General features: G+C 34.3%; 22 protein-coding genes. 10 read left to right on the forward strand and 12 right to left on the reverse strand.

Annotated elements, in window-relative coordinates; translation table 11 throughout:
- Window positions 1–24: 24 nt before the first annotated feature.
- Window positions 25–354 (forward strand): 2Fe-2S iron-sulfur cluster-binding protein, encoded by a 330-nt coding sequence (locus tag SB689_RS16605; protein WP_072409557.1) that lies wholly within the window; start codon window positions 25–27, stop codon window positions 352–354.
- 77 nt (window positions 355–431) lie between these two features.
- On the opposite strand, the gene SB689_RS16610 is transcribed toward SB689_RS16605, so the two are convergent.
- The 4 genes from SB689_RS16610 to SB689_RS16625 form a co-directional block, all read right to left on the reverse strand.
- A complete protein-coding gene (locus tag SB689_RS16610) occupies window positions 432–2,582 on the reverse strand; it encodes a prolyl oligopeptidase family serine peptidase (RefSeq protein ID WP_410693228.1) in 2,151 nt (716 codons plus the stop codon).
- Window positions 2,583–2,734: 152 nt separating this feature from the next.
- Window positions 2,735–4,180: an aminoacyl-histidine dipeptidase gene (locus SB689_RS16615; RefSeq protein ID WP_410693229.1), complete on the reverse strand. Its 1,446-nt coding sequence runs from the start codon at window positions 4,178–4,180 to the stop codon at window positions 2,735–2,737.
- An 85-nt stretch (window positions 4,181–4,265) separates the two neighbouring features.
- Window positions 4,266–4,757, reverse strand: coding sequence for a hypothetical protein (locus SB689_RS16620; RefSeq protein WP_410693230.1), 492 nt, complete (start codon window positions 4,755–4,757; stop codon window positions 4,266–4,268).
- Between the two features lie 19 nt (window positions 4,758–4,776).
- Window positions 4,777–5,382, reverse strand: coding sequence for a hypothetical protein (locus tag SB689_RS16625; RefSeq protein WP_410693231.1), 606 nt, complete (start codon window positions 5,380–5,382; stop codon window positions 4,777–4,779).
- 123 nt (window positions 5,383–5,505) lie between these two features.
- Between SB689_RS16625 and recR the strand changes: the two genes are divergently transcribed.
- The 5 genes from recR to SB689_RS16650 are packed head-to-tail and all read left to right on the forward strand — an operon-like array spanning window position 5,506 to window position 9,637.
- A complete protein-coding gene (gene recR, locus SB689_RS16630; protein WP_410693232.1) occupies window positions 5,506–6,117 on the forward strand; it encodes a recombination mediator RecR in 612 nt (203 codons plus the stop codon).
- Window positions 6,118–6,143: 26 nt separating this feature from the next.
- Complete coding sequence (locus SB689_RS16635) at window positions 6,144–6,929, forward strand: glycosyltransferase family 2 protein (RefSeq protein ID WP_410693234.1); 786 nt, start codon at window positions 6,144–6,146, stop codon at window positions 6,927–6,929.
- The gene (locus SB689_RS16640; RefSeq protein ID WP_410693235.1) at window positions 6,926–7,477 is read left to right on the forward strand and encodes an acyltransferase; all 552 of its coding nucleotides are present in this window, start codon (window positions 6,926–6,928) and stop codon (window positions 7,475–7,477) included. Before SB689_RS16635 ends, SB689_RS16640 begins: the two co-directional genes overlap by 4 nt.
- 4 nt (window positions 7,478–7,481) lie before the next feature.
- Window positions 7,482–8,615: an NAD-dependent epimerase/dehydratase family protein gene (locus tag SB689_RS16645; RefSeq protein ID WP_410693236.1), complete on the forward strand. Its 1,134-nt coding sequence runs from the start codon at window positions 7,482–7,484 to the stop codon at window positions 8,613–8,615.
- Entirely contained in the window at window positions 8,612–9,637 is a 1,026-nt protein-coding gene (locus SB689_RS16650; protein WP_410693237.1) for a hypothetical protein, read from the forward strand. Before SB689_RS16645 ends, SB689_RS16650 begins: the two co-directional genes overlap by 4 nt.
- A gap of 75 nt (window positions 9,638–9,712) precedes the next feature.
- Here SB689_RS16650 and secG read toward each other — a convergent pair whose 3' ends face one another.
- The 3 genes from secG to SB689_RS16665 all read right to left on the reverse strand — a co-directional run bounded on the left by secG (window position 9,713) and on the right by SB689_RS16665 (window position 13,550).
- A complete protein-coding gene (gene secG, locus SB689_RS16655; protein WP_410693238.1) occupies window positions 9,713–10,060 on the reverse strand; it encodes a preprotein translocase subunit SecG in 348 nt (115 codons plus the stop codon).
- Window positions 10,061–10,192: 132 nt separating this feature from the next.
- Window positions 10,193–12,226: a M16 family metallopeptidase gene (locus SB689_RS16660; RefSeq protein ID WP_410693239.1), complete on the reverse strand. Its 2,034-nt coding sequence runs from the start codon at window positions 12,224–12,226 to the stop codon at window positions 10,193–10,195.
- Window positions 12,227–12,236: 10 nt separating this feature from the next.
- The gene (locus SB689_RS16665) at window positions 12,237–13,550 is read right to left on the reverse strand and encodes a M16 family metallopeptidase (RefSeq protein ID WP_410693240.1); all 1,314 of its coding nucleotides are present in this window, start codon (window positions 13,548–13,550) and stop codon (window positions 12,237–12,239) included.
- A 172-nt stretch (window positions 13,551–13,722) separates the two neighbouring features.
- Between SB689_RS16665 and SB689_RS16670 the strand changes: the two genes are divergently transcribed.
- On the forward strand, window positions 13,723–16,053 hold the full coding sequence (locus SB689_RS16670) for an ATP-dependent helicase (protein WP_410693241.1): 2,331 nt from the start codon (window positions 13,723–13,725) through the stop codon (window positions 16,051–16,053).
- A 166-nt stretch (window positions 16,054–16,219) separates the two neighbouring features.
- Here SB689_RS16670 and nagB read toward each other — a convergent pair whose 3' ends face one another.
- Window positions 16,220–18,145, reverse strand: coding sequence for a glucosamine-6-phosphate deaminase (gene nagB / locus SB689_RS16675; RefSeq protein WP_410693242.1), 1,926 nt, complete (start codon window positions 18,143–18,145; stop codon window positions 16,220–16,222).
- A gap of 288 nt (window positions 18,146–18,433) precedes the next feature.
- Between nagB and SB689_RS16680 the strand changes: the two genes are divergently transcribed.
- Window positions 18,434–21,154: a TonB-dependent receptor plug domain-containing protein gene (locus tag SB689_RS16680; protein ID WP_410693243.1), complete on the forward strand. Its 2,721-nt coding sequence runs from the start codon at window positions 18,434–18,436 to the stop codon at window positions 21,152–21,154.
- A 399-nt stretch (window positions 21,155–21,553) separates the two neighbouring features.
- Entirely contained in the window at window positions 21,554–22,378 is an 825-nt protein-coding gene (locus SB689_RS16685) for a phospholipase D family protein (RefSeq protein WP_410693244.1), read from the forward strand.
- On the opposite strand, the gene SB689_RS16690 is transcribed toward SB689_RS16685, so the two are convergent.
- Genes SB689_RS16690 through SB689_RS16700 form a run of 3 tightly spaced genes read right to left on the reverse strand, consistent with a single transcriptional unit; the run spans window position 22,379 to window position 24,574 of the window.
- Complete coding sequence (locus tag SB689_RS16690; protein WP_410693245.1) at window positions 22,379–23,407, reverse strand: alpha/beta hydrolase fold domain-containing protein; 1,029 nt, start codon at window positions 23,405–23,407, stop codon at window positions 22,379–22,381.
- Window positions 23,408–23,430: 23 nt separating this feature from the next.
- Window positions 23,431–23,814 carry a DUF3037 domain-containing protein gene (locus SB689_RS16695; protein WP_410693246.1) on the reverse strand — a complete coding sequence of 128 codons (384 nt, stop codon included), beginning with the start codon at window positions 23,812–23,814 and terminating at the stop codon, window positions 23,431–23,433.
- Window positions 23,801–24,574, reverse strand: a complete 774-nt coding sequence (locus tag SB689_RS16700; RefSeq protein ID WP_410693247.1) for a HipA family kinase — start codon at window positions 24,572–24,574, stop codon at window positions 23,801–23,803. The genes SB689_RS16695 and SB689_RS16700 overlap by 14 nt, the downstream gene beginning before the upstream one ends.
- A 269-nt stretch (window positions 24,575–24,843) precedes the next feature.
- Between SB689_RS16700 and SB689_RS16705 the strand changes: the two genes are divergently transcribed.
- The gene (locus tag SB689_RS16705; RefSeq protein WP_410693248.1) at window positions 24,844–25,692 is read left to right on the forward strand and encodes an alpha/beta hydrolase family protein; all 849 of its coding nucleotides are present in this window, start codon (window positions 24,844–24,846) and stop codon (window positions 25,690–25,692) included.
- A gap of 105 nt (window positions 25,693–25,797) precedes the next feature.
- On the opposite strand, the gene SB689_RS16710 is transcribed toward SB689_RS16705, so the two are convergent.
- Window positions 25,798–26,619, reverse strand: a complete 822-nt coding sequence (locus SB689_RS16710; RefSeq protein ID WP_410693249.1) for a flavin reductase family protein — start codon at window positions 26,617–26,619, stop codon at window positions 25,798–25,800.
- Window positions 26,620–26,701: the final 82 nt, after the last annotated feature.

Genomic DNA, 26,701 nt, shown 5'->3' on the forward strand with positions numbered 1-26,701 from the left:
GAAGACAATCAACTATCAACTAAAATGAACGATATTAATATAAAAATCACCGACAGGGACGGTGTAACTCACGATATTGTTGCTCCTACGGATATGTCCATGAACTTAATGGAAATCATCCGTTCGTATGAATTAGCAGAAGAAGGAACAATCGGAGTTTGTGGAGGAATGGCGATGTGCGCATCATGTCAGGTATACGTGATCAGTGATCCGGGACTTGTAGAAATGGGCGATGAAGAAGATGCAATGCTTGCAGAAGCTTACCATGTGAAGGAGAATAGCAGATTGGGTTGCCAGCTGCATATTGTTGAAGAAATGGAGGGGCTTGAAGTGGAGATTGCTCCTTATCCTTAGAAAAGTTTTAACTAAATAATAAAAAACTCTCGAAATTTTCGAGAGTTTTTGCTTTATAGATGAATTTAATCTTGTAATTATTTTACAGGCTGAAATTTCGGATGTCCCACTTGCCATAAAGCAAACGCATAGATATCAGAATATTCATGGAAAACGACATCTTTATCACTTGTAAAATGTCCGTTTTCATAATTTACATATAACAGAACAGGTTTTCCTGAACCTGAATTTTTCTGCAAAATTGCAGCAAATTTACCAGGTTCCCAAGGAGTAATTCTTGAATCGTTCATTCCGGTACGGATGATTACAGCAGGATACTTTACTCCTTTTTTTACTTTACTCTGAGCATCCATTTCCATCAAATTTTTTGTATCCTCTTCATTTTTTAGGGTTCCCACTTCAGGAATTTGGTTCGGACCATTGGCGGTAGTTTCTGAACGAAGTGCATTCGTCATACCAACTTCAGCAATTGCAACAGCAAAAAGATCCGGTCTTTCAGTTATTGCTCTTCCGATAAGAACTCCACCCATACTTACTCCATTTCCAATAAGTTTTGAAGGAGAAGTGTATTTTTGAGCAACTAGATATTCTGAACACGCAATAAAATCTTTCCAAGTATTTGGTTTGTTTGCTTTCATACCTGTCTTGTGCCAGTTTTCGCCTTTTTCACCACCACCTCTTACATGCGCAATAGCAATAACTACTCCTTGTTCTAATAATGCAGTTAATCTTTGGGAAAATCTTGGTTCATAAGATATTCCGTAACCACCATATCCAGTAATATAAGCAGGAGAGGAGCCATCCATTTTCATGTTTTTAGGGTAAATAATAGAAAGCGGAACCATTACTCCGTCGTGACTTTTTACTTCAATTTCTTTTACGGTGTAAAGTTTGTTATAATCTGGATAATTTCCGTCAGAGCTAAGATATTTACTCTTTACCGGAGCGCCTTTTTCGGGGTTATAATCATAAATAGTTAATGGAGTAAGCCAATTCACATTCTCACAATAAATATTGTCATTTTCATGCGGATTTAATGATAGCGACGAGTTTACACCAGATGGTAATGGAACCTTTTTAGTGTCTAGAGTTTTGATATTTACCTGATATTTATCTCTAGTAATACCATTACCTAATGAATAGTATAAATAGTTTTTAGAAGTATGAATTGCAATAATCACCGCATCCTTACTTTCAGGAACTACTACTTTTGCATTAATGAAATCAGGATTTGCTAAACTTGTAAGCGTAATTTTATAATTGGGAGCATCTTTATGGGTAAGCAGGAAAAGTTTATCATCAGAAATATAGATATCGGTAATGTCATCTGACGCTTTTACGATCTGTTTCCAGTTGATTTTTTTATTTTTTAACTCTGAATATGGCGCAACAAAAATTGGACTTTCGGATTTTACAGAGCTTAATCTCAGAATAATATATTTATAATCATCACTAAATGTTATACTTGTAAACTGTTCAGTCAAAGCATTTAATTCAGGATAATCTACTCTTGAAGCTAATATTTTATCATTTTTTACATCAGTACCAATTTTGTGAAGCATTGCTTTCATGTCTTTTAAAAGCATGTTGCTGTTTGGGTCACCAGTACTCATTTTAGTATAAATGATAGACTTGCCGTCTTGTGTAAATTCAAAATTAAATTCACTCCAGATCGGATCAATGGAATCGTTCAGCAATTTTTTTGTATTAAGATCTAATATTTTAAGCTCACAAATCTCACCACCAGATTTTGATAATAATAAAGCAATCTTTTGTGCTTTTAGGTCAACAGTGAAATTGGTTATTTGAGTTCCTTTTTTGATTTTTTCAGGATCAAATATTAAAACTTCTTTTCCTGTAGAAATGTCTTTTGAGTATAATTTTGAAAGGTTTTCTCCTTTTTTTGTTTTTGTGTAAAAATATGAATTTTGTCTTTGTATGATAACACCGAAAGAATCTCCGCTCATATTTTGAATATCTTTCATTTGTTTGAAAAGATCTTCACGATGAGGAATTTTGTCAATGATAGTATTGCTAAAATCAGATTCAGCTTTGAACCAAGATTGTACAGCCGGACTTTTAAGATCTTCCAGCCATCGGTAATTATCTGTCATTTTAGTTCCGAAATAATCATCTACAACAGGATGTTCCGGCGTTGCGGGATAATTATACTGAGCGGAAAAGAATTGGCAACAGATTAAGCCTGTAAACAAAAGTTTTAATTTCATATGAATGTGTTTTTAATATTTCTTACTAAAGAGATATAGTTTATTATTAATGCAAATATATTAAACTTAATCTTTTAAAATTCATACTAATTAAATAAAAAAATATCCAAAATCAAACGACTTTGGATATTCAATATAGCAATTGTATTATTTTATTTCTGAGGAATATTCGCTAAAATATCTTTTAGGAAGCTCCAGAATTTCTGTGTAGAAGGGATATTTGCTCTTTCGTCAGGAGAGTGAGCCCCTCTGATTGTTGGCCCGAAACTTACCATTTCCATTTCTGGATAATTTGCTCCGATAATTCCACATTCTAAACCTGCGTGACAAGCTACAACTTGTGGTTTTTCTTTAAATTTATCGATGTAGATTTTTTCCATCAATTGAACGATTTCAGAACCTGGTTTTGGTTTCCATCCCGGATAAGAACCGCTGAATTCTGTATTCATTCCTGCTAATTCTGCTACGGATTTTAATTGTTCTGAAACAGAATCTTTAGAAGAATCTACAGATGATCTTGAAAGGTTTAAAATCTTCAATCCTCCTTCTTTTAACTCAACTCTTGCCACGTTGTTTGAAGATTCTACTAAATCTTTAACATCCGGACTCATTCTGTAAACACCGTTGTGAAGAGCTTTTAAAGTTAAAATAATCTTCTTTGAATCTTCTTCTGAGATTGCTTTGTCTGAACTTGTTGAATTTTCAATATTGATATGAAGAGCAGGTTCAACCGTTGCAAATTCTTCTAGAATCTCTTTTTTAAGACCATTTGTAATTTCTTCAATAAATTCTTCAGCATTTCTTACAGATACGATAGCTACACCTTCTCTTGGAATAGCATTTCTCAATCCACCACCGTCGATAGAAATCAACTGAATATTTTCTTTTGCTAAAGCTTTATAAAGTAATCTTCCTAAAATAACATTCGCATTTCCAAAACCTTTATGGATGTCCATTCCGGAGTGACCGCCTTGCAAACCTTTAACTTCAATTCTTACAATCTGGCCATTTGAAGCTTGTGTTTGATAGTTTTGAGAAATCGTAACATCAATTCCACCTGCGCAGCCGATGTCAATTTCATCGTCTTCTTCTGTATCAAGGTTTAATAAAATTTCACCTGTTAATTGTCCTGGTTTTAGACCGATTGCTCCTGTCATTCCAGTCTCTTCATCGATTGTGAAAAGCGCTTCCAAAGCCGGATGCGGAATGTCTGAACTTTCTAAGATCGACATAATAGTAGCAACTCCTAAACCGTTATCAGCTCCTAAAGTTGTTCCTTTTGCCTTTACCCAATCTCCATCAATTTCCATTTTGATTCCTTCAGTTTCGAAATCAAAACTAACATCATTATTTTTCTGACAAACCATATCTAAATGCGACTGTAGCACAATAGATTTGCGGTTTTCCATTCCTGCAGTGGCAGGTTTTTTAATAATTACATTGCCTACTTCATCAACCGTAGTTTCCAATCCTAGACTTTCACCAAATTCTTTAATGAAAGCAATTACTTTTTCTTCTTTTTTTGAAGGTCTTGGAACAGCATTAAGTTTGGAGAAATTTTTCCACACTATTTGCGGTTCTATATTAGATAATTCCATGAAATTTTATTTTTATCAAAATTACGAAATAAAAAATGCTCCCGTAAATCTGGAAGCATTATTTTTATTAGAAACTAGAACTTGTTTAGCATCCACATTCACCATAAATTGATATTGTTTCAACAGTTCCGTCTGGTTTTTCAATAGTCAATGTGCCTTGAAATAACAAAGCCTCTTCACCTTTTATTTTTTTACCTTTTACAGAGATCTTGTAATCGTCAATTTCAATTTCTTTGCTCAGTTCTTCATCAGATTCCATATCGCTTGAAGAGATAAGATTCATTGCTAATCTTTTACCGTCAAGTTTCATGTAAGCTGTTTTTCCTGCGTCATCAGCATAAATGTATTTTTCTGCTTCAAAATCTGCTTTATTTTTGGCAAAATAGCACGAGCATTCCTTAATTTCTTTAGGAAAAACAATAGTTTCAACTAAAATTTTACCCGAAGAAGTTGTCATTTTTACAGAATCCTGAACAATATTCAGTGAATCTTTAGCTGTCGAACTCGAAACTGTTTCTTTGTCTTTTTTACAAGCGATCAATAAGAACGCTGAAAAGAAAATAATTAGGTATTTCATTGTTTGTGATTTATATTATTTATCCTCTGCCTCTTTCTAGAAGAACCATCATTAATAATGAAAGAACAACTAAACTTTCGTCTTCGTCGTCAATATCGATCATTCTGTCAAGCTGAAATCTTCTTCCGAAGAATGAAGGCATTTTTTTTAGTTTAAAATATTCTTTTCCGTCAACTCCTCTTACAGTGTAAGCCGGATTAAGGAAATATCCTGTAAACATACCAATAATTGGGATCTCACTTACCATTCCGTCGAAGAATTTTGTCCATGCATTATCCTCTGTTACAGTGAATTTTGGCTGATCGTTTGAGTCTAAAATATTATAAGTAGATTTCCAGATAGAACGCATTCCTTTTCTTGCCAATCTTCCGTAATTTTTCTTGTCAATTAAATCATTTAAAGAATAAGAAGAATTAAAATCGATCCATTTATTCGCCTGAATTCTGAAAAGCTCTTTTGATTTGCTTTCGTCATTGAAAATGATCACATCTTCTTTCAATTTAAACATTTTTTGACGAACGTAGGCAACGGCATTTCCATTTTTGTCCGTAATATTGAAGTCACTGGCTAATGTTGTGATCTTGAATTTAAAATCCAGTGGATAATTTAGGTTGTTAAGTACCATTTAGTTTATTTTTTTCTCAGATTAATATTAAGTTTCCAAAGATAATTTTTTTATTGGAATTATCTCTTGATTTAGCCCCCGTAAAACTACGGAAAATCATCTTTTTGTATTATTTTTGTAGTTATGGATTACCCTAGTAAAGTTTTGGCAAAAGCAGTGGATGAGATCTCTGGATTACCCGGGATCGGCAGGAAAACAGCTTTACGTTTAGCATTACATTTATTGAAACAACCTAATTCCAGAGCAACGACTTTAGGAAATTCTCTGATTAATCTTGTTAACGAAATAAAATACTGCAAAGAATGTCATAATTTCTCTGATTTTGAGATTTGTGAAATCTGCAGCAATCATAAACGAAATGACGAAGTTATTTGTATCGTTGAAGACGTTCGTGATGTTATTGCTATTGAGAATACAGGAAAATATACAGGAAAATATTTGATTTTAGGAGGGAAAATTTCACCAATGGAAGGTGTTGGACCGAATCAGCTAAATATTCCGAGTATTGAAAAGAAACTTAATGCCGGACAGGTAAAAGAATTTATTTTTGCATTGAGTGCAACAATGGAAGGCGATACTACTGCTTATTATATTTATAAGAAATTCAAAGGTTTTAATGTAAATTTTTCAAGCATTGCAAGAGGAATTTCAGTAGGAGACGAGTTGGAATATGCTGATGAAATTTCTTTGGGAAGATCGATTATCAATAGGTTGCCTTATAATGAAGCAAACTAATAAATTATTTCTAAATTAATTTTAAAATGATCTCGGTAATAATCCCAATGTACAATGCAGAAAAAACGATTTTTAAGGCGTTATATTCTGTTAAATTCCAGGCATATGATTTGGGAGAATTTGAGATTATTGTGATTAATGATGGTTCTACTGATGAGAGTGAGGTTTTAGTTGAAAATTATATAAAGGCAAATCCTGAAGTTAATATTCAATTGATTAATCAAACTAATAGTGGAGTTTCAAAAGCGAGAAATACAGGGTTGAAATTGGCAAAAGGAGATTATATTGCTTTATTAGATTCAGATGATGAATGGTTACCGAATAAGACAGAAAGACAAATGCTTTTTTTGAAAAATCAAGAAGTTGATTTTATCACAGCTTTAAGAAACGGAGAAAAAATTTGGTTTCCTTATAAAATAGGAGAGAATAATTTAGCCAAAATGAGTTTACGAAAACTGCTTTTAAGAGTAGATGGACAAACTTCTACCGCGATATTTAAAAGAAAAGTACTTGAAAATACAGGTTTTTTTGATGAAAATCAACGGTATTCAGAAGATGCTAATTATTGGATGAAAATTTCCAAGAATAACAGAATGTATATTTTAGCAGAAGAATTGGTTTTTACAGGTGGCGGAAAGAAATCGTTTGGAGTTTCCGGTTTATCTGCCAATCTTCCGGAAATGGAAAAAGGTATACAGAAAAATTTACGTGAAATGTATGAAAACAAAAGAATAAATTTTATTGAATATATTTCTTTTTTCTGTTTTTCAAAAATCAAATTCTTTGTTAGGATTTTAAAAACAAAAATATGATCTATAAAATATTTTGGGCATTAAGAGCTGTGTTGTATGCTCCGTTTTTCGGGAAATTCGGTTTTCCTGGATATTTGGGCAAGCCATTGTTTTTAATGGGAATCAAAAAAGTTTTTATAGGTAAAAAAGTACGAATTTTTCCTCATTTGAGGCTGGAAGTTCATCGTTCTGGAACAATTCATATTCAGGATGATGTCGTTATTTCGCAAAACGTACATATTACTTCTGCCGGAAATTTGGTGATCGGCAAAAGTTCATTAATATTAGCCAACGTATTTATTACCAATATCGATCACGATTATGAAGAGATTGGTAAGCACGTGGTGAAGCAGGAATATCTTTTGAAAGATACAGTAATAGGAGAGAACTGTTATATTGGGATGGGTTCTGCAATTATGGCGGGAACTGTGTTGGGAAAACAATGTGTTGTGGGTGCAAACTCAGTAGTGAGGGGAGAATTTCCCGATTATTGTGTCATTGTTGGGGCTCCGGCTCGAATTGTGAAAAAATTTAATCCTGAAACGCAAAAATGGGAAAAAGTCAATTAATCATATGATGAAGATTTTAATCACCGGTGGAGCTGGTTTTATAGGAAGTAAGCTGTCATTAGAGCTTACAAAGAAGGGACATGAGGTAACGGTGTTGGATAATCTTTCGTCACAGATCCATGGAGAGAATCCATCGGAAGACTCGCCTTTGTATAGGAGTATTTTAAATAAAATCAGCTTTATTAAAGGAGATGTTACAAATCGTGAAGATTGGGAAAATGCGATTGAAAGTCAGGATGTAATTGTTCATTTGGCCGCTGAAACGGGCACTGGACAATCAATGTATCAGATCGAAAAATATACTGAGGTAAATGTTTCAGGAACAGCAAAAATGCTGGATATTTTGGTTAATAAAACTCATCATGTTAAAAAAGTAATCATCGCATCTTCCAGAGCTATTTATGGCGAAGGAAAATATCTTCATCCTAAGCTGGGATTGGTTTATCCAAAGCCAAGAAAAGTTGAAGAAATGAAAAACGGTAATTTTGAAGTAAAATATTCTGACGGACAAGTTCTTGAAGCACTTCCGACTGATGAAGAATCAAAAATTCATCCGACATCAATTTACGGAATTACGAAACATAATCAGGAGCAAATGGTGATGACAACCTGCGCTGCTATTGGGATTGAGCCTGTTTCGTTGCGATTTCAGAATGTGTACGGAGAAGGTCAGTCTTTATTGAATCCTTATACCGGAATTTTATCCATCTTTTCATCTCAAATTCTTAATGGAAATGATATTAATGTCTTTGAAGACGGTAAAGAATCAAGAGATTTCGTACATGTAGATGATGCGGTTGAAGCAACGATAAAGTGTATCGAAAATGATGATGCGAATGGTGAAATTTTTAATGTTGGAACAGGAGTTTCTACCGCTGTAACTGCAGTTGCTGAAAATCTGCGAAAATTTTACAATAAAGATTTTGACATCAATGTTTCTGGACAGTTTCGTTTGGGAGACATTAGACATAATTTTGCGGATATCAGTAAAATTAAATCAAAGCTAAATTTTCAACCAAAAATTTCTTTTGAAGAAGGAATGTCGAGGTTTACAACTTGGGTATTACAGCAGAATATACAAGATATAAAGTTCAAAGAATCGTTGGAAGAAATGAAGGTTAAAGGGCTTTTAAAATGATCAGCTTAAAACACAAAAAGATACTTTTCTTATCGGTTAGCTTTTTTAAATATGAAAGAGCTATTGCGAAAAGATTGACTGAACTAGGCGCTGAGGTTGATTTTTATGATGAAAGACCTTCCAATTCCAATTTTTCAAAGGGAATTATCCGTTTAAATAAAAGATTGTATCAATCTCAGATTACGAAGTATTACAATACGATTTTAGACGAGATCAAAAATAAGGAATACGATTGTTTTTTATTAATAAAAGGTGAGGCGATCCCAGTTTTTTTTCTTGAAAAAATCAAGGAATTAAATCCTGAAATGGAAATGATTTATTATAATTTCGATCCATTAAAGGAATATCCAAACCTTATTTCAAATCTCAAATATTTCGACAGAAAAATTACGTTTGAATATAATGATTCTGTGAAGTATGGATTAAATTTCCGACCACTTTTTTATTTAGATGAATATAAAAATTTAAATCAAAATTCCAAGGCTTTTGAATATGACATTGTATTCATCGGAAGTGCTCATACAGACCGTTATATCGTAGGAGAGGAGGTAAAAGCCAAGGCGGATGCTCTTAATTTAAAGACTTTTTTCTATTATTATGCAATGGGAAAAATGGCTTTCAGAATTAAAAAACTGATTGATAAAAATCTAAAGAAGTTTGATAATAATAAATTAAGCTTCGAAAAACTGACTCACCAGCAAATCATCGATTATTATCAGAAATCAAAGTCAGTACTTGATATTAATAAACCTTTTCAATATGGTTTAACGATCAGAACGTTTGAAGTTTTGGCTTCAGGAAGAAAACTGATAACAGCGAATACAGATATTAAAAATTATCCTTTTTATAATTCTAAAAATATATTAGTTCTTGATCGTGAAAACATTCAATTAAACGCTGAATTCTTCAAAACAGGGTTTGAGCCATTAGATAAAGAAGCACTGCATATGATGTCTTTAGATTCTTTTATTGAGTGTTTATTTATCTCGAATCAGGATGATTATTGGAATCAATACAGATAAAAAATCAATTACAGTAAATAAAAAAAATAACTCTCGAAACCGAGAGTTATTTTTATATGTAAAAATATTATTTGCTTATTTAGCCGGTGTCGCAGGAGCGTTAGCCGGAGTAGCTGTTTTAGAAGCCGGAGCAGATTTTGCAGGTGCTTCTTTTTTAATTGATTGTTGAGCAGGAGCCGCTTGTGTTGGCTTTCCTGTGATTACAACGCTTACAAGGATAAGAGCGATAATAATTGCGCCTAAACTCCATGTTGCTTTTTCCATGAAATCATTGGTTCTCTGTACTCCGAACTGTGCAGAAGATGCACCTCCGAATGTACTTGAAAGACCTCCACCTTTTGGGTTCTGAGCCATAACAACGATTACTAATAAAATACTAGCAATCATAATAAGAACCATCAATAATATAAATATAGTATCCATTAATTTGATATCTTTTTGAATGGGCAAATTTAATCTTTTTTTACCGAATGACAAAGAAAGATGTTCGCAAATGTTAATAAAAATAAAAAACGACAACAATTGTTGCCGTTTTTTATATGAAATAGGTTGTTCTTATTTGAAATCAGAATCTTTTGCCTGATTGATCTGGTAAGACTGTACTGTTAAATTAATATCCATTCCGCCCATATTCTGAGTGATCGTGAAAGGTAATTTAACTCCAGAAACATCCTTGTAATCTGCATAGCTTGTCGGGATAGAACCTCCTTCTCCAGCTTTTACTTCACCAGTTTTTAAACCAGTTTTTACGCTGTAGTAATACGTTTCTTTTGCTCCTTTTACTACGTAAGAATCTTCGTTGTTGTATTTTTCGATTCCTGCAAGTTTGTACTCAGCAGATTTTGCAAAAGCAAGTTCCGGGAAAAGTTCAACATCTTTCGACATATCAGCTTTTTGCTTGTCGCTAAGAGGAGCTTTTTTTCCTTGAGCTTCCATGTAACCGTCTTTTCCGTCAAATACAATTTTTTGAACTGTATTTCCCATCATGCTAACATTCATCGCCATTTTTCCGTTCTTTCCCTGGATCATTTTCATGCTCATATCCATTCCCTGAACTTTCGTTGTAGCATCAGAAGAGATTGAAGTGATCTTTTGAACAGCAGCCAAACCTCCGATAGCATTGATGTATTTATCAGCAACAGATCCAATTGTTACGCTTGCGTCAACTTTCTGAGCAGTAGGTTTTGCAACAGGATTTGCATCTTTATCGAAGTATTTTACAGGATAACCTAATTTTTCCAATCCTTCAGAAATATCAGAAGCTTTACCAGCGATGAAAATTCTGCTTTGGTTTGGTAAAATAGTAGCTTTTACAGCATTTGTTACGTCTGCAGCAGTTACTTTATCAATTGATTTTAAATAATTAGTATAAAAATCAGAAGGAAGATCCTGAACTTTTTGGTTTAAAGCAAATCTGGCGATCGTTTCAGGCTTCTCTAAAGACATAATGAAAGATCCTTTCAATTTAGCTTTAGCATTTTCCAATTCTTCTGGTTTTACGGTAGAAATAGCGTTAAGTTCATTCATGAATTCCTTAACCGCTTTGTCTGTAACCTCATTTCTTACACTTGCTTCAGCAGAAAAATCCGGTGAATATTTACTTGCAGTCATGCTAGAATAAGCTCCGTATGTAAAACCGTTTTTCTCACGAAGATTCATGAAAAGTCTGGCTTCACCACCACCACCTAAAATATAGTTGGCCATTGTAGCAGGGAAGTAGTTCGCGTCTTTCATTTTCAGCGTGTTCAGGTTGTTTACAGAAACAACAGACTGTACAGCGGAAGGAACATCCACAACATTGATCTCTGTTTTAGCTACGTTAGAAGCCGGTTCTAGAGCTGCAAATGTTGTATTTGATTTTTTCCAGCTGCTGAATGCTTTTTCGATCAAAGGTTTTACCTGATCAAATTTTACATCACCAACAATAACTAAATAAGCATTGTCTGGAGAATAATATTTTTTGTAAACGTTTTGTACGTCAGCTAATTGAATTTTGCTGATAGATTCAACGGTTTCAAATTCCCCTCTTGAAGTATTTTTTCCATACATCAAAGCGTTTGAAACTCTATTTGCGATAGAAGAAGCGTTTTTCTCATCAGATTTCAATCCTTCAATTGTTCTTTCTTTTGAGTTTTGAATTTCTTCAGCCGAAAATTTAGGATTGATAATCGCATCAGCCATTAAACCTAAAACTTCAGGGAAATATTTTGAAAGTGAATTTGCAAAAGCTCCGTTTGATGAGAAATTTAAGCTAGCTCCAAGGAAATCGATTTTCTTGTTGAATTCGTCTTTGCTTAAATTGGTCGTTCCGTTTTCAAGCTGTTCTGCCATGATTGAACTTACCCCGGAAACAGTTCCTTCATAATATGGAGGTCTGTCCATAGAAAGGTTAGCGCTTACTCTTGGTAATTTGTTGTTTTCAACCACCATCACCGTAAGACCGTTGCTTAACTGGAAAGTTTTTGGCTTAGCAATGTTGATCGCAGGAGTTGGCCCCGGCTTCGGCATTGCATTAATATCTATTTTTTGTGCAGAAAGCATTCCTGTGAATAAAAATGCTACCGCTATATATGTTAATTGCTTTTTCATTTGTAAAAAATTATTTTTTTTCAGGAACGTAGTTAATAACTACTCTTTGGTTAGGATTAAGATACTTTTTAGCGGCATTCTGCAGGTCTTCTCTTGTGATACCTCTGTAGATGTCTATTTCTTTGTTGATTAAGTTGGTATCTCCCATCAAAACGTGGTTTGTTGCCAATGAAGCAGCAATCCCCTGAATGCTCGAATTCTGATTTACAAACTGATTTTCAAACTGATTTTGAAGTTTCTGATAATCTTCCTGAGAAATTAAAGTTGTCTGAAGTTTTTTGATCTCAGCATCGATATCTGTCTGTAATGTCTGCTTAGTCGTTTGTCCCATTGGGATCGCGAAAAATGCAAAAATTCCATAATCTTCAAGACCTTGGTTGAAAGCCTGCACCTGAAGTGCTTTTTTCTCCTGATCTACTAATTTTTTGTATAAAACTGAAGATTTTCCACTGCTTAAATAAGAAGAAAGCATATCTAAAATATAAGCGTCTTTTTCTTTGTTAGCAGGTGTTCTGTACGCAAAAACATACGCAGGAAGCTGAATGTTAGGATCTGTAGCCGTAACTTCTTTTTCCTGAGTGATAGGAGCGTCTTTCGGGTAATCTTTTGGATACAAAGTTCCTTTAGGAATCGCTCCGTAATATTCCTGAATCCATTTTTTAGTCTGCTCAGGCTTAATGTCTCCTGCAACTACCAAAGTAGCGTTGTTCGGAACATAGAATTTTTTATAGAAAGCCTGGAATTCTTCTAATTTAGCAGAATTCAAATCTTCCATAGAGCCGATTGTTGGCCAGTTGTATGGGTGATTCGTAAATAGATTTTTCTGTACTGTTGTGAATAGATTTCCATAAGGCTGGTTATCCATTCTCAATCTTTTTTCTTCTTTTACAACCTCTCTCTGAGTATCTACCCCAACTTGGTTAATAACAGCATGACGTAATCTCTCAGACTCCATCCAAAGACCCAATTGTTCGTTGTTTGAAGGGAAAGTTTCGTAGTAATATGTTCTGTCGTTCGTTGTGTTGGCGTTGTTTTGTCCTCCGTTTGAAGAAACTATTTTGAACCAGTCACCTCTTTTGATGTTTGGAGTTCCTTCAAATAAAAGATGCTCAAAAAAGTGAGCAAAACCCGTTCTTCCTTTTACTTCATCCTTTGCACCCACGTGGTACATTACCCCTGTTGTAACTACCGGCGCCGAATTATCCTGATGAAGAATTACGTGAAGCCCGTTTGGTAGGTCATACTCTTCGAATTTAATTTGTTGTGCATTCAAAGCCATTCCGAAGAAAGCCACTGCAGCAACAGAAAGAAGTCGTTTTTTCATAAAATAGAAATTGTTTTGTCAATTAGTGTTAAAAATACTTCAAATGTTACATGTAAAATATGATTTTTTTTGAATGAAATAATGATTTATTTAATAGATACAGATGATCAATCTAAAATTTGAATTCTCCATATAATACACTAATTTTGTGTTCCCAAAATTTTTTTGCAGTATGGATTATCTGAAAGGACTCAACGAATCACAATATGAAGCCGTTACCACATTACAAGGACCTCTGATGGTGCTTGCGGGAGCGGGTTCCGGAAAAACGCGTGTACTGACGATGCGTATCGCTCATTTAATCACGAATGGAGTAGACCCTTTCAATATTCTGGCGCTTACCTTTACCAATAAAGCTGCAAAAGAAATGAAAGAACGTATTGCAAAAGTGGTCGGACAAAGCAATGCAAGAAGTCTTTGGATGGGCACTTTTCACTCTGTTTTTGCAAGGATTTTGAGAATTGAAGGTCATTACTTGGGCTATCCTTCCAATTTCACGATCTATGATCAACAGGATGCATTAAATGTTATCCGAAAAGTGATCAAAGACATGAATGTAGATGCCGATTTATATAAACCGAAAAAGGTTCAGTCAAGAATTTCGACTTACAAAAATAACCTGATCACGGTAAAAGCCTATTTCAACAATCCTGAATTGGTTGAAGCTGATGAAAAAGCTAACATGAAATTCATCGGACAGATTTATCAGAAATATGTTGAGCAGTGTTTCAAAAACGGGGCAATGGATTTTGATGATCTATTGTTGAAAACCAATGAATTATTAACTCGTTTTCCGGAAGTTTTAGCAAAATATCAGGACAGATTCAGATATATTTTGGTAGATGAGTACCAGGATACGAACCATTCTCAATACCTTATTGTTAAGGCTTTAGCTTCAAAATTTGAAAATATTTGTGTGGTTGGAGATGATGCGCAGTCTATTTACTCTTTCCGTGGCGCGAATATTTACAATATCTTAAACTTTAAAAAAGATTACACAGACGCAGTAACAGTTTCTTTGGAACAAAATTACCGTTCAACACAAACGATCGTAAATGCTGCGAATGTTGTGATTGCTAAAAACTTACAGCAGTTTAAGAAAAATGTTTTCAGTGAAAACGAACTGGGAGATAAAATTAAAGTCTACCGTTCACTTTCTGATGCTGATGAAGCCAATTTCGTTGCCGGAAATATCTGGGAATTAAGAAACAGAGATCAAAGAAAATACAGCGATTTCGCAATTTTATATAGAACCAACTCTCAGACGCGTGCTTTTGAAGATGCGTTGAGACGTAAAAATATTCCGTACAAAGTGTATGGAGGTCTGTCTTTCTACCAAAGAAAAGAGGTTAAGGATTTGATTGGTTATCTTCGATTATTGGTGAATGAAAATGACTCGGAAGCGTTGATGAGAATCATTAATTATCCGACAAGAGGAATCGGGGAAACGACTCAGAATAAGTTGATTGTATTTGCAGATTCTCAAAATATTCCGGTATCTAATGTTTTAGATAATCTTCCGATTTATGCACCACAATTAGGTTTTAATAATGGAGTTTTAACAAAATTGAGTGATTTCTGGTCGATGATCAAGGCATTTCAAGTGTTGTTAAAAGCGGAAACAGCCTACAATGTTGCAATGGAAGTTGCCAAACGAAGTGGTTTGATTAAATTTTTAAAAGACGATCAAACTCCGGAAGGAATTTCACGTGTAGAAAACGTTCAGGAATTAATGAACTCGATGCAGGGTTTCATTGAAGAGCAAATGCAGTTAGAAGATGGAGATCCAAGCTTACCGAATTTCCTTGAAAATATTGCTCTTTCGGCGGATACACAAAATAAAGATAATGAGGATGAAATGGTTTCTTTAATGACCATTCACCTTTCAAAAGGACTAGAATTTCCGGTTGTTCACTTAGTTGGATTAGAAGAAAACCTTTTCCCGAGCTTTATGAGTTCCGCGACCAGAGAGGATTTGGAAGAAGAAAGACGTTTATTTTACGTTGCCTTAACGAGAGCTGAAAAACAGGTATTTTTCTCATATGCAGTTTCCCGTTTTCAATGGGGGAAAATTACGGATGCAGAACCTTCAAGATTTTTAAGTGAAATTGATGAAGAGTTTATTGAATTCGTGAATCCTGTTATGGAAAAACGTTTCATTAATAATACTGGTGTAAAATCAAATATTTTCGATGAACATCCTTCTGAAATGAAAAGTTTCAAAAGAGTTGAAAAGAAAAGTATTGAAAAAGCAGAAGGCTCAAAACCACTTGCAGAACCAAGAAAATTGAAACCTGTAAGTACGGCTAAAATCATTAATCCAAGCGGAGCTTCTTCTCAAGATATAGTGGTAGGGGACAGTGTAAGACACGATCGTTTCGGTATCGGACAGGTAACTTTCTTGGATGGTACAGACCCGCAAAATATCAAAGCAAAAGTAGTTTTCATGCATGAAGGTGAGAAAAACTTGATTTTAAAATATGCTAAGCTGACGAAAATATAATTCGTCATTGAGACGAGCAAAGCAATCTCAAAATAATCTCCCACAGATTACACAGATTTGCACAGATGATTGCGTATAATCTTTAAGTTTAATTAATTAAAAATATACATAAACATCTGTGCAAATCTGTGTAATCTGTGGGAAAATAATATATTTTAGTAAAAAATTAATCCTCAAATTTCCATCTCACAAAAGCTTCCATCGCCTCATATTCAGCAAGTCCTAAATCGTCATAAGCTTTTGCAGTTTCGCGATTACGATCTTCAGCGCGTTGCCAGAATTCCCTTGCATCATCACCAGGAAAAACAGCTCTGTCTTTCTGACTTTGATGTTTAAAAATAGCGTGTTTCTTTCTCTCTAATTCCTGTGGACTGATGGGAACGGCCATTTCAATTTCATGGGTTTCAAATTCATGCCACGCGCCTCGATACATCCATAACCAGCAGTCTTGTGCCCAACTTTCGGTTTTGCGTAAACGTTTTAATGCTTCTAAAATAATATTAAAACAAACAATATGCGTTCCATGAGGATCTTCAAAATCTCCGGCGGCAAAAACCTGATGAGGTTGTACTTTTTGAAGAAGTTTCATTGTTAATTCAATATCCAAATCGGTAACCGGATTTTTTTTCGTTTTTCCGCTTTCGTAAAAGGGAAGCGACTGAAAATGAATATGATCATCCTCCAAACCGCAATAACGGGCTGCAGCAATAGCTTCTCCTTTTCGGATCAAGCCTTTAATGGTTTGAATTTCAGAAGTATCTACCTGATTCGGTTTTTTCTGATCAATAAAGGTGCGCATATTTTGATACATTTCCTTGAGCTTTGCGCTATCCATTCCCATTTTTTCGGTAAAATCAACGTTAAATTCAATAAAACGTAAGGCATCATCATCCCAGACAGCAGTATTTCCCGAAGTTTGATACGCGACATGCACATCGTGTTTTTGATCTACCAATCGAATAAAAGTTCCGCCCATCGAAATAACATCGTCATCAGGATGTGGAGAAAAAATAATCACACGTTTTTGAGATGGTTCGGCTCTTTCGGGACGTTGAGAATCATCGGCATTGGGTTTTCCGCCAGGCCAGCCTGTAATGGTGTGTTGTAATTTATTAAATATATGAATATTGATATTGTAAACAGGGCCTTTTTCAGTGGCTAACTGTGCCATTCCATTATTATTGTAATCGTCTTCTGTTAACTTTAAGACAGGCTTTTGTAAGTGATTGGCAAGCCAGATAACGGCTTTATGAATCAATTCATCAGTCCAAACACAATCTTTTACCTGCCAAGGAATGTCAAAACGGGTAAGCTCCGAAGCGGCGGGTTGATCGAGAATAAATTCTACATTATTTGATAATTGGAGATAGGTCGCGGGAACTTTTCCTGAAATTTTTCCTTCTACAGCTTTTTTAATAATGGAAGCTTTTTTGCGACTCCAAGCCATCAGAATGATTTCTTTAGCTTTAAAAATTGTTCCGATTCCCATTGTGATTGCTTTCGTTGGTACAAAACTTTTTCCACCAAAATCTTTTGCAGCATCTCTTCGGGTAAGATCGTCCAGCGTGACAAGACGAGTTCCTGAATTGGGTGCAGAGCCGGGCTCATTAAAACCAATATGTCCGGTACGTCCGATCCCCAGAATCTGAATGTCTAATCCGCCAAGTTCTGCAATTTTCTTTTCATAGTTTAAGCAAAATTCAGGAATATCTTCTAAAGGTAAAGTTCCGTCAGGAATATGAATGTTCTCTTTTTCTATATCAATATGATCGAAAAGATTTTCATTCATAAAAGTGACATAGCTCTGAGAAGCATTGGGAAGCATTGGATAATATTCGTCAAGATTAAAAGTGATTACATTTTTAAAGCTTAAACCTTCCTCTTTGTGCAATCTTACCAATTCGTTATAAACTGCAATTGGAGTAACTCCGGTTGCCAAGCCGAGTACGGCAAAAGTATTTTCTGCCTGTCTTTTCCTAATAATATTGGCGATACGATGAGCTACATTAATGGAAGCAGATTTTGGATTTTCGAAAACTGAGACGGGTAATTTTTCAAAACGAGTCTCTTCGAGTAAATTTAATTTTATCATATTATGTGTGATTTAAGAGTAAATATAATAAGTTATTATTAATCAGTGTATTAGCATTTTTACATCATGTTTAAATGAAATGATTAATTGTCATAAGATCGGTTGGTGAAATACTATTTTACTCTTTAAAAATTAAATTGACGGTGATTTTTAGATGGAAAATTTATTTAATGAATTTAAGCAAGAAAAATTTTTATAATTTAAAAGTCTATTAATTTTGTAGACTAATAAATATGATTTACATTTGCTCCTCAAAAAACATAAATTATTAATTATTTTAGAAAGTCTATGAAAAATAAAAAGACAATTTTTTCAGTTTCCGTGCTTTTTTTCTTGGGAACTTATACATACGCGCAACAAAAAGATACTTTAAAGACGGGAGATGTAGAGGAAGTGGTAATTCTGGGATCAAGAAGTGGTGCGAGATCTAAAGTTGACAGTCCGGTTCCTGTGGATGTATTTAATGTGAAAGAATCTTCGGTTATTCTTCCGCAAACGAATATTTCACAGATCTTAAATTCGGTTGCACCATCTTTTACGTCCACGATTCAGACGAATGCGGATGGAACGGATCACTTAGATCCGGCCCAGTTAAGAGGACTTGGTCCGGATCAGGTTTTGGTTTTGGTGAATGGAAAAAGAAGACATACTTCAGCCTTAGTGAATGTCAACGGATCGCCAGGAAGAGGAAGTGTAGGAACGGATTTAAACTCAATTCCATCTTTTGCATTAACCAGAATTGAGGTTTTGCGTGACGGAGCTGCCGCTCAATATGGCTCGGATGCGATTGCCGGGGTAATCAATTTAGAATTGAAAAGAGATACCGGAAAATTAACCGGACAGGTAAATTACGGAGGAAACCTTACTTCCACAGCCAATGATCATACCGGAGATTTTGACGGACAGAATATTCAGGTTGATCTTAATTACGGAAATAAAATTGGTAAGAAAGGTGGTTTTTACAACATAACATGGACTTCACAGTTCAGAAATCCGACTTACAGAGCAGGAACAGAAAGTGGAACGATTTATAATGCTTACAACGCCATAGAACAACGTGCTTTGAATAATGGCGTGAATCTTTCTTCCCTTTTTACAAATATCGGAAGTACACCAAACTCTCAGCAAATTATTAATTCTATTCATCAATATGCTCAGGGTGTAAATTATTTTTCAGCAGATTTTCAAAATCAGATACAATCTGCCACTACAATCTCTGCTTTACAGGGACTTTTAAATACAAATGTAACGGATCAGGAATTGGCCTACAGAGGGCAGGATAGAAAAGATTTCAACATGCAGGTTGGTCAGTCTAAACTTAGTAATCATCAGTTATTTGCCAACATTGAAATTCCAATAAATGATAACTGGAAAGTCTATACTTTTGGCGGTTACAGCTACAGACAAGGGACTTCCGGAGGTTTTTACAGAAAGCCGAATCAAAGCAGAACGTTTACAGGATTGGCAGCCAACGGATATTTGCCACAGATCGGAACTGATATTCAGGATTTGTCGCTTTCTGCAGGAATTAAAGGGAATTGGAGTGGTTGGAATATTGATTTAAGCAATACTTTCGGGCAAAATTCATTTGATTATACTATTCAAAATACAGGAAATACATCGTTGAGATTTGCTTCACCAAGTGAATTTAGCGCGGGTGGATTGAGATTTTCACAAAATACAATCAATCTAGATTTTTCTAAAAAATATGATGTTTGGAGTGGAATTAATGTTGCTTTCGGAGCAGAACACCGTTATGAAAATTTCAAAATTACAGCAGGTGAAGAAGCGTCATATGCAACCTATGATGTAAACGGAAACGTTTGGAATGGTAGCTCTGCAAGACCAACAGATTTCTTCGGAAATGCACTTCCGGGAGGGTCGCAGGTTTTCGGCGGTTTCAGACCTGAAAATGCAGTAGATAAAAATAGACAGTCGGTTGCAGGATATGCAGATCTGGAATTTAATTTCACAGATTGGTTATTGGTTGATGCAGCAGCGAGATATGAAAATTATTCCGATTTTGGTTCTACTTTTAACTATAAACTGGCTTCAAGGATTAAATTAGATAAAAATTTAAATTTCAGATTTGCAGGTTCTACAGGTTTTAGGGCTCCGTCGATTCATCAGATTTATTATAATGTAACCTCTACTTTGTTTACAGACGGGGTTTTAAAAGAGGTTGGAACTTTTAGTAATGATTCAAAAGTTGCTGACTTATTAGATATTCCAAGCTTAAAACAGGAAACTTCAAAGTCTGCAAGTGTAGGTTTTACTTATAAAATTCCTGCTGCTAATTTAACGTTTACAGCAGATGGATATTTTACAAGAATTGATAACAGAATTATTCTTACAGGACAGTTTGCGAGAGCGTCAGTTTCTCCTCAGGCACAGGCGGCTATGGATGCGGCCGGAGTAAATGCCGTTCAGTTATTTGCCAATGCAATTGACACGGAAACCAAAGGTTTGGATGTGGTTATCAGTCATAATTTAAGGTTTTCCGGAGTGAAATTGGATAATAATTTTGCGATCAATCTTAATCAGACTAAAAAAGTTGGAAATATACATTCCTCAGGTTCTTTACAGGAAACAAATTTAGAAAATGTATATTTTTCTGAAGCCTCAAGAATTTATCTTGAAGAAGCTGTACCAAGGGTAAAAGCAAGTTTATCAAACCAGCTTTCTTGGGGTAAAACAATTGTTTATTTAAGAAATACTTATTTCGGAAAAGTAACAAGTCCAGATATTATTGATGCCAACGGAAACGGAATTGTTGAGACGAATGAACATCAGCAAATCACTCCAAAAATCATCACGGATCTTTCTGTTGCTTATCAGTTTACAAAAAATGTTGGACTTACTTTAGGGGTAAATAATTTGTTTGATATTTATCCTACAAAAAATCTTACGGCATCTACCAATAACGATCAGTTCATCTATTCGCGCTCTACATCGCAGTTTGGTCAGAATGGTAGATATCTGTTTTCAAGACTTAATTTCAATTTTTAAATGTTTTTTTAGCTTTCTATTATTATTTATTAGGAACGGATTCTTATGGGAATCCGTTTTTTATTGATAAACTTGTTTAAACTTATTATTTTAACCACAAAAGGAACAAAAGATTAAATATATTATTTATTTAAGTTCATGATGAACAGCAAAGAAGAACACATAGTTTTTAAAAATCTATGATTTTTAATCTTTTGAGGGCTTTTGTTTTCCAAAACAGTTAAATTTTAAATAGCTCAATCATTGCTTTTGTACCTTTTGTGGTTAAAATAATAAGTTTAAACAGGCTTGATTATTCGTAATTTGACATAATTGAAAGATCTTAAAAAAACAGTTATCCATTTTAATATTAGAAAAAAATGATTTTTAAAGGTTAAAATATTTAAAGTTAAACTATTTTTGCTGTCCGATAAAAACGACAAAACAAATAATGAAAAACTTCAATTTTTATTAAGAATGGGAACTTTTTATAACAATGCGGTATGTGATATCTACATGGGAAAGGGTGCTGGTGCCAAGCTCATGCAGGATATTAGAAATGCTAAGAAAAACGTGAAAATTGTTTCTCCCTATCTTTCTCCTTTTTTAATTAAAGAACTGATTTTTCTTCATTCCAGAGGGATCAATATTAAACTTATTACAAGTGATGAGATTGAAGATTTTTATGGATATGAAAAAAATATTCACAAACTCATCATTCAAAACAAACACGTTGATCAGAAAGCAAAAGAAACGAGAGATAATTTGGAGAGTTTGTCGGGAACTCTACTCTTTGCGATGATCGGGCTGGCGGTCGTTTTGTTTCCCTTAATGTATCTTTTGAAAGACTTGAAATATGGACTCGGTTTCATCATTGTCGTTCTGATATTTTTTGTAAGAGATTCTGTGGTTAAGAAAATTAAAAACACCAAAGTCTATCATTACACCTATAAACAGCTGTTTCCTTTCAAAGTTTTTGTTTCTCCAAATAATGGAAATTCTTTCAATAAAACGTTTATTCACAGTAAAATTTACGTTATTGATGATGAAATTGCCTATTTAGGATCTCTTAATTTCACAGGAAGTGGCGTAAAAGAAAACCACGAAACAAGAATAAGAACCACCGATGTTAACGCTGTTCAAAAAATTATAGAAGAAGTAAAAGATTTATTTTTTAATTCAAATCTGGCGGAAAGAGATATTCAGTTTTGGGGAAGTCAGCTTTATGATGAATCTGGAAATTAATTAGTTTTTCTTTTGTGAAACAATAAAATTTACCATTTCATCATCAATTTGATGTAAATAAGTTTTGTCAGTCGTTCCGAATCCGTGCATTCCGTCTTTTACGATAATTAAAGAATTTTGTACGTTGGCTTTTTTGAGCTTTCTACTGAGCTTTTTAGACTGTTTTAAAGGAACTACTTTATCTTTATCACCTTGCACAATTAAAGTCGGAACAGCGTTATCTGCGTACGTTATCGGAGATACGCTTTTGAAATATTTTACAACTTTTCTTTTTTCTTTTTTAATATCATATCCGGAAATTCCATTGACAAGATTTTCTCTTAAAGTCACAATTTTGTTTGAAAATATTAATCCAACGAAAAAAACGGGTACTTTTCCGATTCGGGTATGAAGAAGTGTATTAAGATCTGCCGGCCCGAAATTATCAACAACATAATTAACTTTTGCAGAATAAGGCACTAACTCTGGGCTTCCAACAAATTCATTATCTTGCGTATAAGCGGCAAGCATAGAAAGATGAGCGCCAGATGAAGCTCCGAATAATCCGATATTGTTGGTGTCGAAATTATATTTTTCAGCATTTTTTCTCACCCATCGTATTGCGTCTTTAGTATCCTGAAGTGGTAATGGAAAATGAATATTTTCGTTTAATAAGGTATAATTTATCGCAATTACTGCATATTTTTTTTCAACCAATTTTAAAAACATATCTTCAATATAAGTCTCAGATCGTATGGTTTTATCACCTTTTACCCATCCTCCTCCGAAGACGTAAATTACAACGGGAAGTTTGTCTGATGATGCATCTTTTGGAGTATATATATCCAATTTCATCTCATCTCCGTTTGCATTGGTTTTGTAGACAATATTTTCAGAAACGTTTGTTTTTTCCGGCAACAGAGTACTTTTTCCGGTTTTCGGTTCAAATGGAAGCTGAGAAAAACCTAACGTAAATGAACTTAAAAATAAAATAAAAAACAGGTTTATTGAAAACCTGTAGATTGATGTATTGTTTATGATTGATTTCATATAATATTTTTTGAAAGAGAGTGCTATTTTACTAACTCTTCAAAAAGTTTACCAAAAGTCTTTTCTAAGTCTTTAGATTTCCCCGGATGAGGTCTTGAAGTTTGAACAACAGAACTTCTCACAGCTGTTAACCAACGGAAACGTTCTGGAATTTCAAATTGTGCAATAGGTCCGCCATCTTTATCGCCATTTGCTATTTTTTGGAAGCTTTCCAGATTTTGAATGATATCGTCATAATCCAACTTGCTGTGCATTAGTTTGAATTTATCGGGACATAAATAATAATCTACCTTGATAAACTTTTCTCTTTTTGAAAACATAACGAGCCCGATATTGAAAAACTCTTCTCTCTCAACCTTCGGTACCAAGCGTATTACAGCGTATTCGTAAATTTTATCCTCTTGCATTTTTGGCTTCGTTTAAAAAGATTTCAGAATTTTCTAATCGTGTTTTCAGGAAGTTGAAATAAACTTCACGAATTTCTTCAGGCGTTTCATCGGCGTCATTCCAATGCAGCCAATCTTCAGGAATCAAATTAACGATTTCTCTGAAAATGGTATCATTCAAAACTTCTTTTGCGAACTTATCGGCTTCATCCAACATTTTTGCCTGTGGAAGCAAAACATGATCTTTTACATATTTGAATGGAGTTTTCGCAGCCATGTCAAAATTCTGCCAAGAATGGTGGAAATAAAATGACGCACCGTTGTCAATTACCCACAATTCTTTATGCCACATTAAAAGATTGGTATTCTTAAAAGTACGGTCGATATTGGTAATAAATGCATCCAGCCAGACGATTTTTGAAGCCAAAAGCGGATCAACTTTTATACTCGAATCATAAGTGATCGAACCGGAAAGATAGTGCAGTCCTAAATTAAGTCCCTCAGAATTTTTCAATAAATCCTGAATTTCTTCATCTGCTTCTGCTCTTCCAAAATCTACATCGAGATTGATAAAAACCAGTTCAGGAATTTTTAATCCTAAAACTTCTGTTATTTTTCCTCCTAATAATTCAGAAATCAACATTTTAACGCCATGACCTGCGCCACGGAATTTCAAAACATATTTAAAATCATCATCAGCCTCTGCCAAAGCCGGAAGCGAACCTCCCTCGCGAAGTGGCAGAATATAACGCATTACGGTTACCGTTCTTAAATCCAACATATCGCAAAAATAAGATTTTACTTTGTGTTTAGGTGTATTTTTAATATTTTTAAGTGAAATATAGGTAATCAATAAAATATATAGTTTGTCATTCAGAACGAAACAAAGTGGAGTGAAGAATCTAAACGAGAATATAGATTTCTCATTCTTCGAAATGACATGCTGCTAAAATCGAAAATCTCCGATTTTCTTGCGCCTTAAAACGTAATTAAAATAAAAACTTTGCGCCTTTGCGATTAACCAACAAATAAATAGAACAAAATCAAAACATGAATATTACAAAACAACAAAATATAATCATTCAAAATCCTGAAACCAGAGAATTTCTTGCAGACGCATTTTATCCGGAAACAGATGAAAAATTACCGTTAGTCATTTTCGTTCATGGCTACAAAGGTTACAAAGATTGGGGAGCATGGGATTTAATGGCTGAAAAGTTTGCAGAAGCAGGCTTTTTCTTTGTTAAATTCAATTTTTCCCACAACGGAACGACGGTTGAAGATCCTCATAACTTTGCTGATTTGGAAGCTTTCGGAAATAATAATTATTCTAAAGAACTATCAGATTTAGGTGTTGTGATTGATCATTTTGTTAAGCATCCAAATGTGGATGATCAGAAAATAATATTGATCGGGCATAGCAGAGGAGGAGGGATTTCTATTATTAAGACTTTTGAAGATGAAAGAATTAACGGATTGATCACTTTGGCGAGTGTGGATACATTAGAACGTTTTCCGAAAGATGAAGCATTAGAAAACTGGAAAACGAAAGGAGTTTATTATGTGCTGAACGGACGAACAAAACAAGAAATGCCTCATTATTATCAATTTTTTGAAGATTTTGAAAAAGATGAACATCGTTTTGATGTGGAAAGAGCAACGGAAATGGCGAAAGCTCATGTCTTAGTTATTCACGGAACAAATGATGAAAGCGTAAGTGTGAAAAGTGCGGAACATCTTCATATTTTAAATCCAAATTCTGAATTATTTTTAATTGAAAATGCCAATCACACGTTTGGATCAAAAGAACCTTGGGAAGACGAAAATCTACCAAAAGAATTGAATACAGTTGTTGAAAAATGTATTGAATTTATCAACGATAAGATTGTCAATGAATAAAGAAAGGAAGCTGGAAGCAAGAGGTTTGAAGTTTTCATACTGTGAAAATTAGCGTTTCAATTGTAACCTCCATCTTCCTGCTTCCAACTTAACTTCCTTTCTAAATTATTTAACTAAAATTTTCCAAGCTTCATCAATTTTACTTTCCAATAATAATTTCTGAGCATTTTGATGAATATTTTCGTCTTCATGACAGTTTTCAGAGGGTAAAACCTCAACGTTAGCAAGCATTCCCAGATCGTTTCCTGTAAATACTTTACTGTATTTTATGGCATCAGGAAGAAGATCAAAGCCAATTCCTTTTGTTACCAACGGTTTTGGAACTTCAAAAAGATTATTTTCATTATTTCTTGAATACCAGTTTCCGCCAAGACGAGCTACCATATCAAGTTTTTTCTGATCTAAATTTCCTTCTTCATTCAAATATTCTTCTCTGATGTGGATTTTCTGAACCTCACAAATAACTAGATTTCCTGCGCCACCCTGATCTCCTAAAGATTTTATTTCTAAAACTTTACATTCAAAGTTGACAGGACATTCTTCAATTAATTGAGGTTGAACAAGATCCGCGTCTTTCATGGTTAAGCCAGATTTGATGAATTCATTTACTCCGTCACCATATTCTGTAGAAGCTAAAGAAATTTGCTGTACAATCGGGAAATTTACGGTTCCGATGACCACTTCCGGAACTTCTAAAACATTTTCTAATGTGTGTTTTGTTGTATTGTCACGAACCCTTCTAGATGGTGAAAAAATCAATATCGGAGGAACCGTACTGAACATATTAAAAAAACTGAATGGAGATAAATTATGATGTCCGTCTTTATCCACCGTTGAAGCCAATGCAATCGGTCGTGGTGAAACGGCTGTCTGCATAATGGTTTGTAATTGTACGGAAGATAATTCGGATGGGATTACTGTTTTCATATTTAATATTTATTAACACTTAAGTTAATTTAGTTTTTATAATTCCGCTTTAGCAAAGAGCACTTAAGTTTTCGAAAATCTA

It is taken from the genome of Chryseobacterium sp. SIMBA_038, from assembly GCF_046535115.1.
Taxonomy (GTDB): Bacteria; Bacteroidota; Bacteroidia; order Flavobacteriales; family Weeksellaceae; genus Chryseobacterium.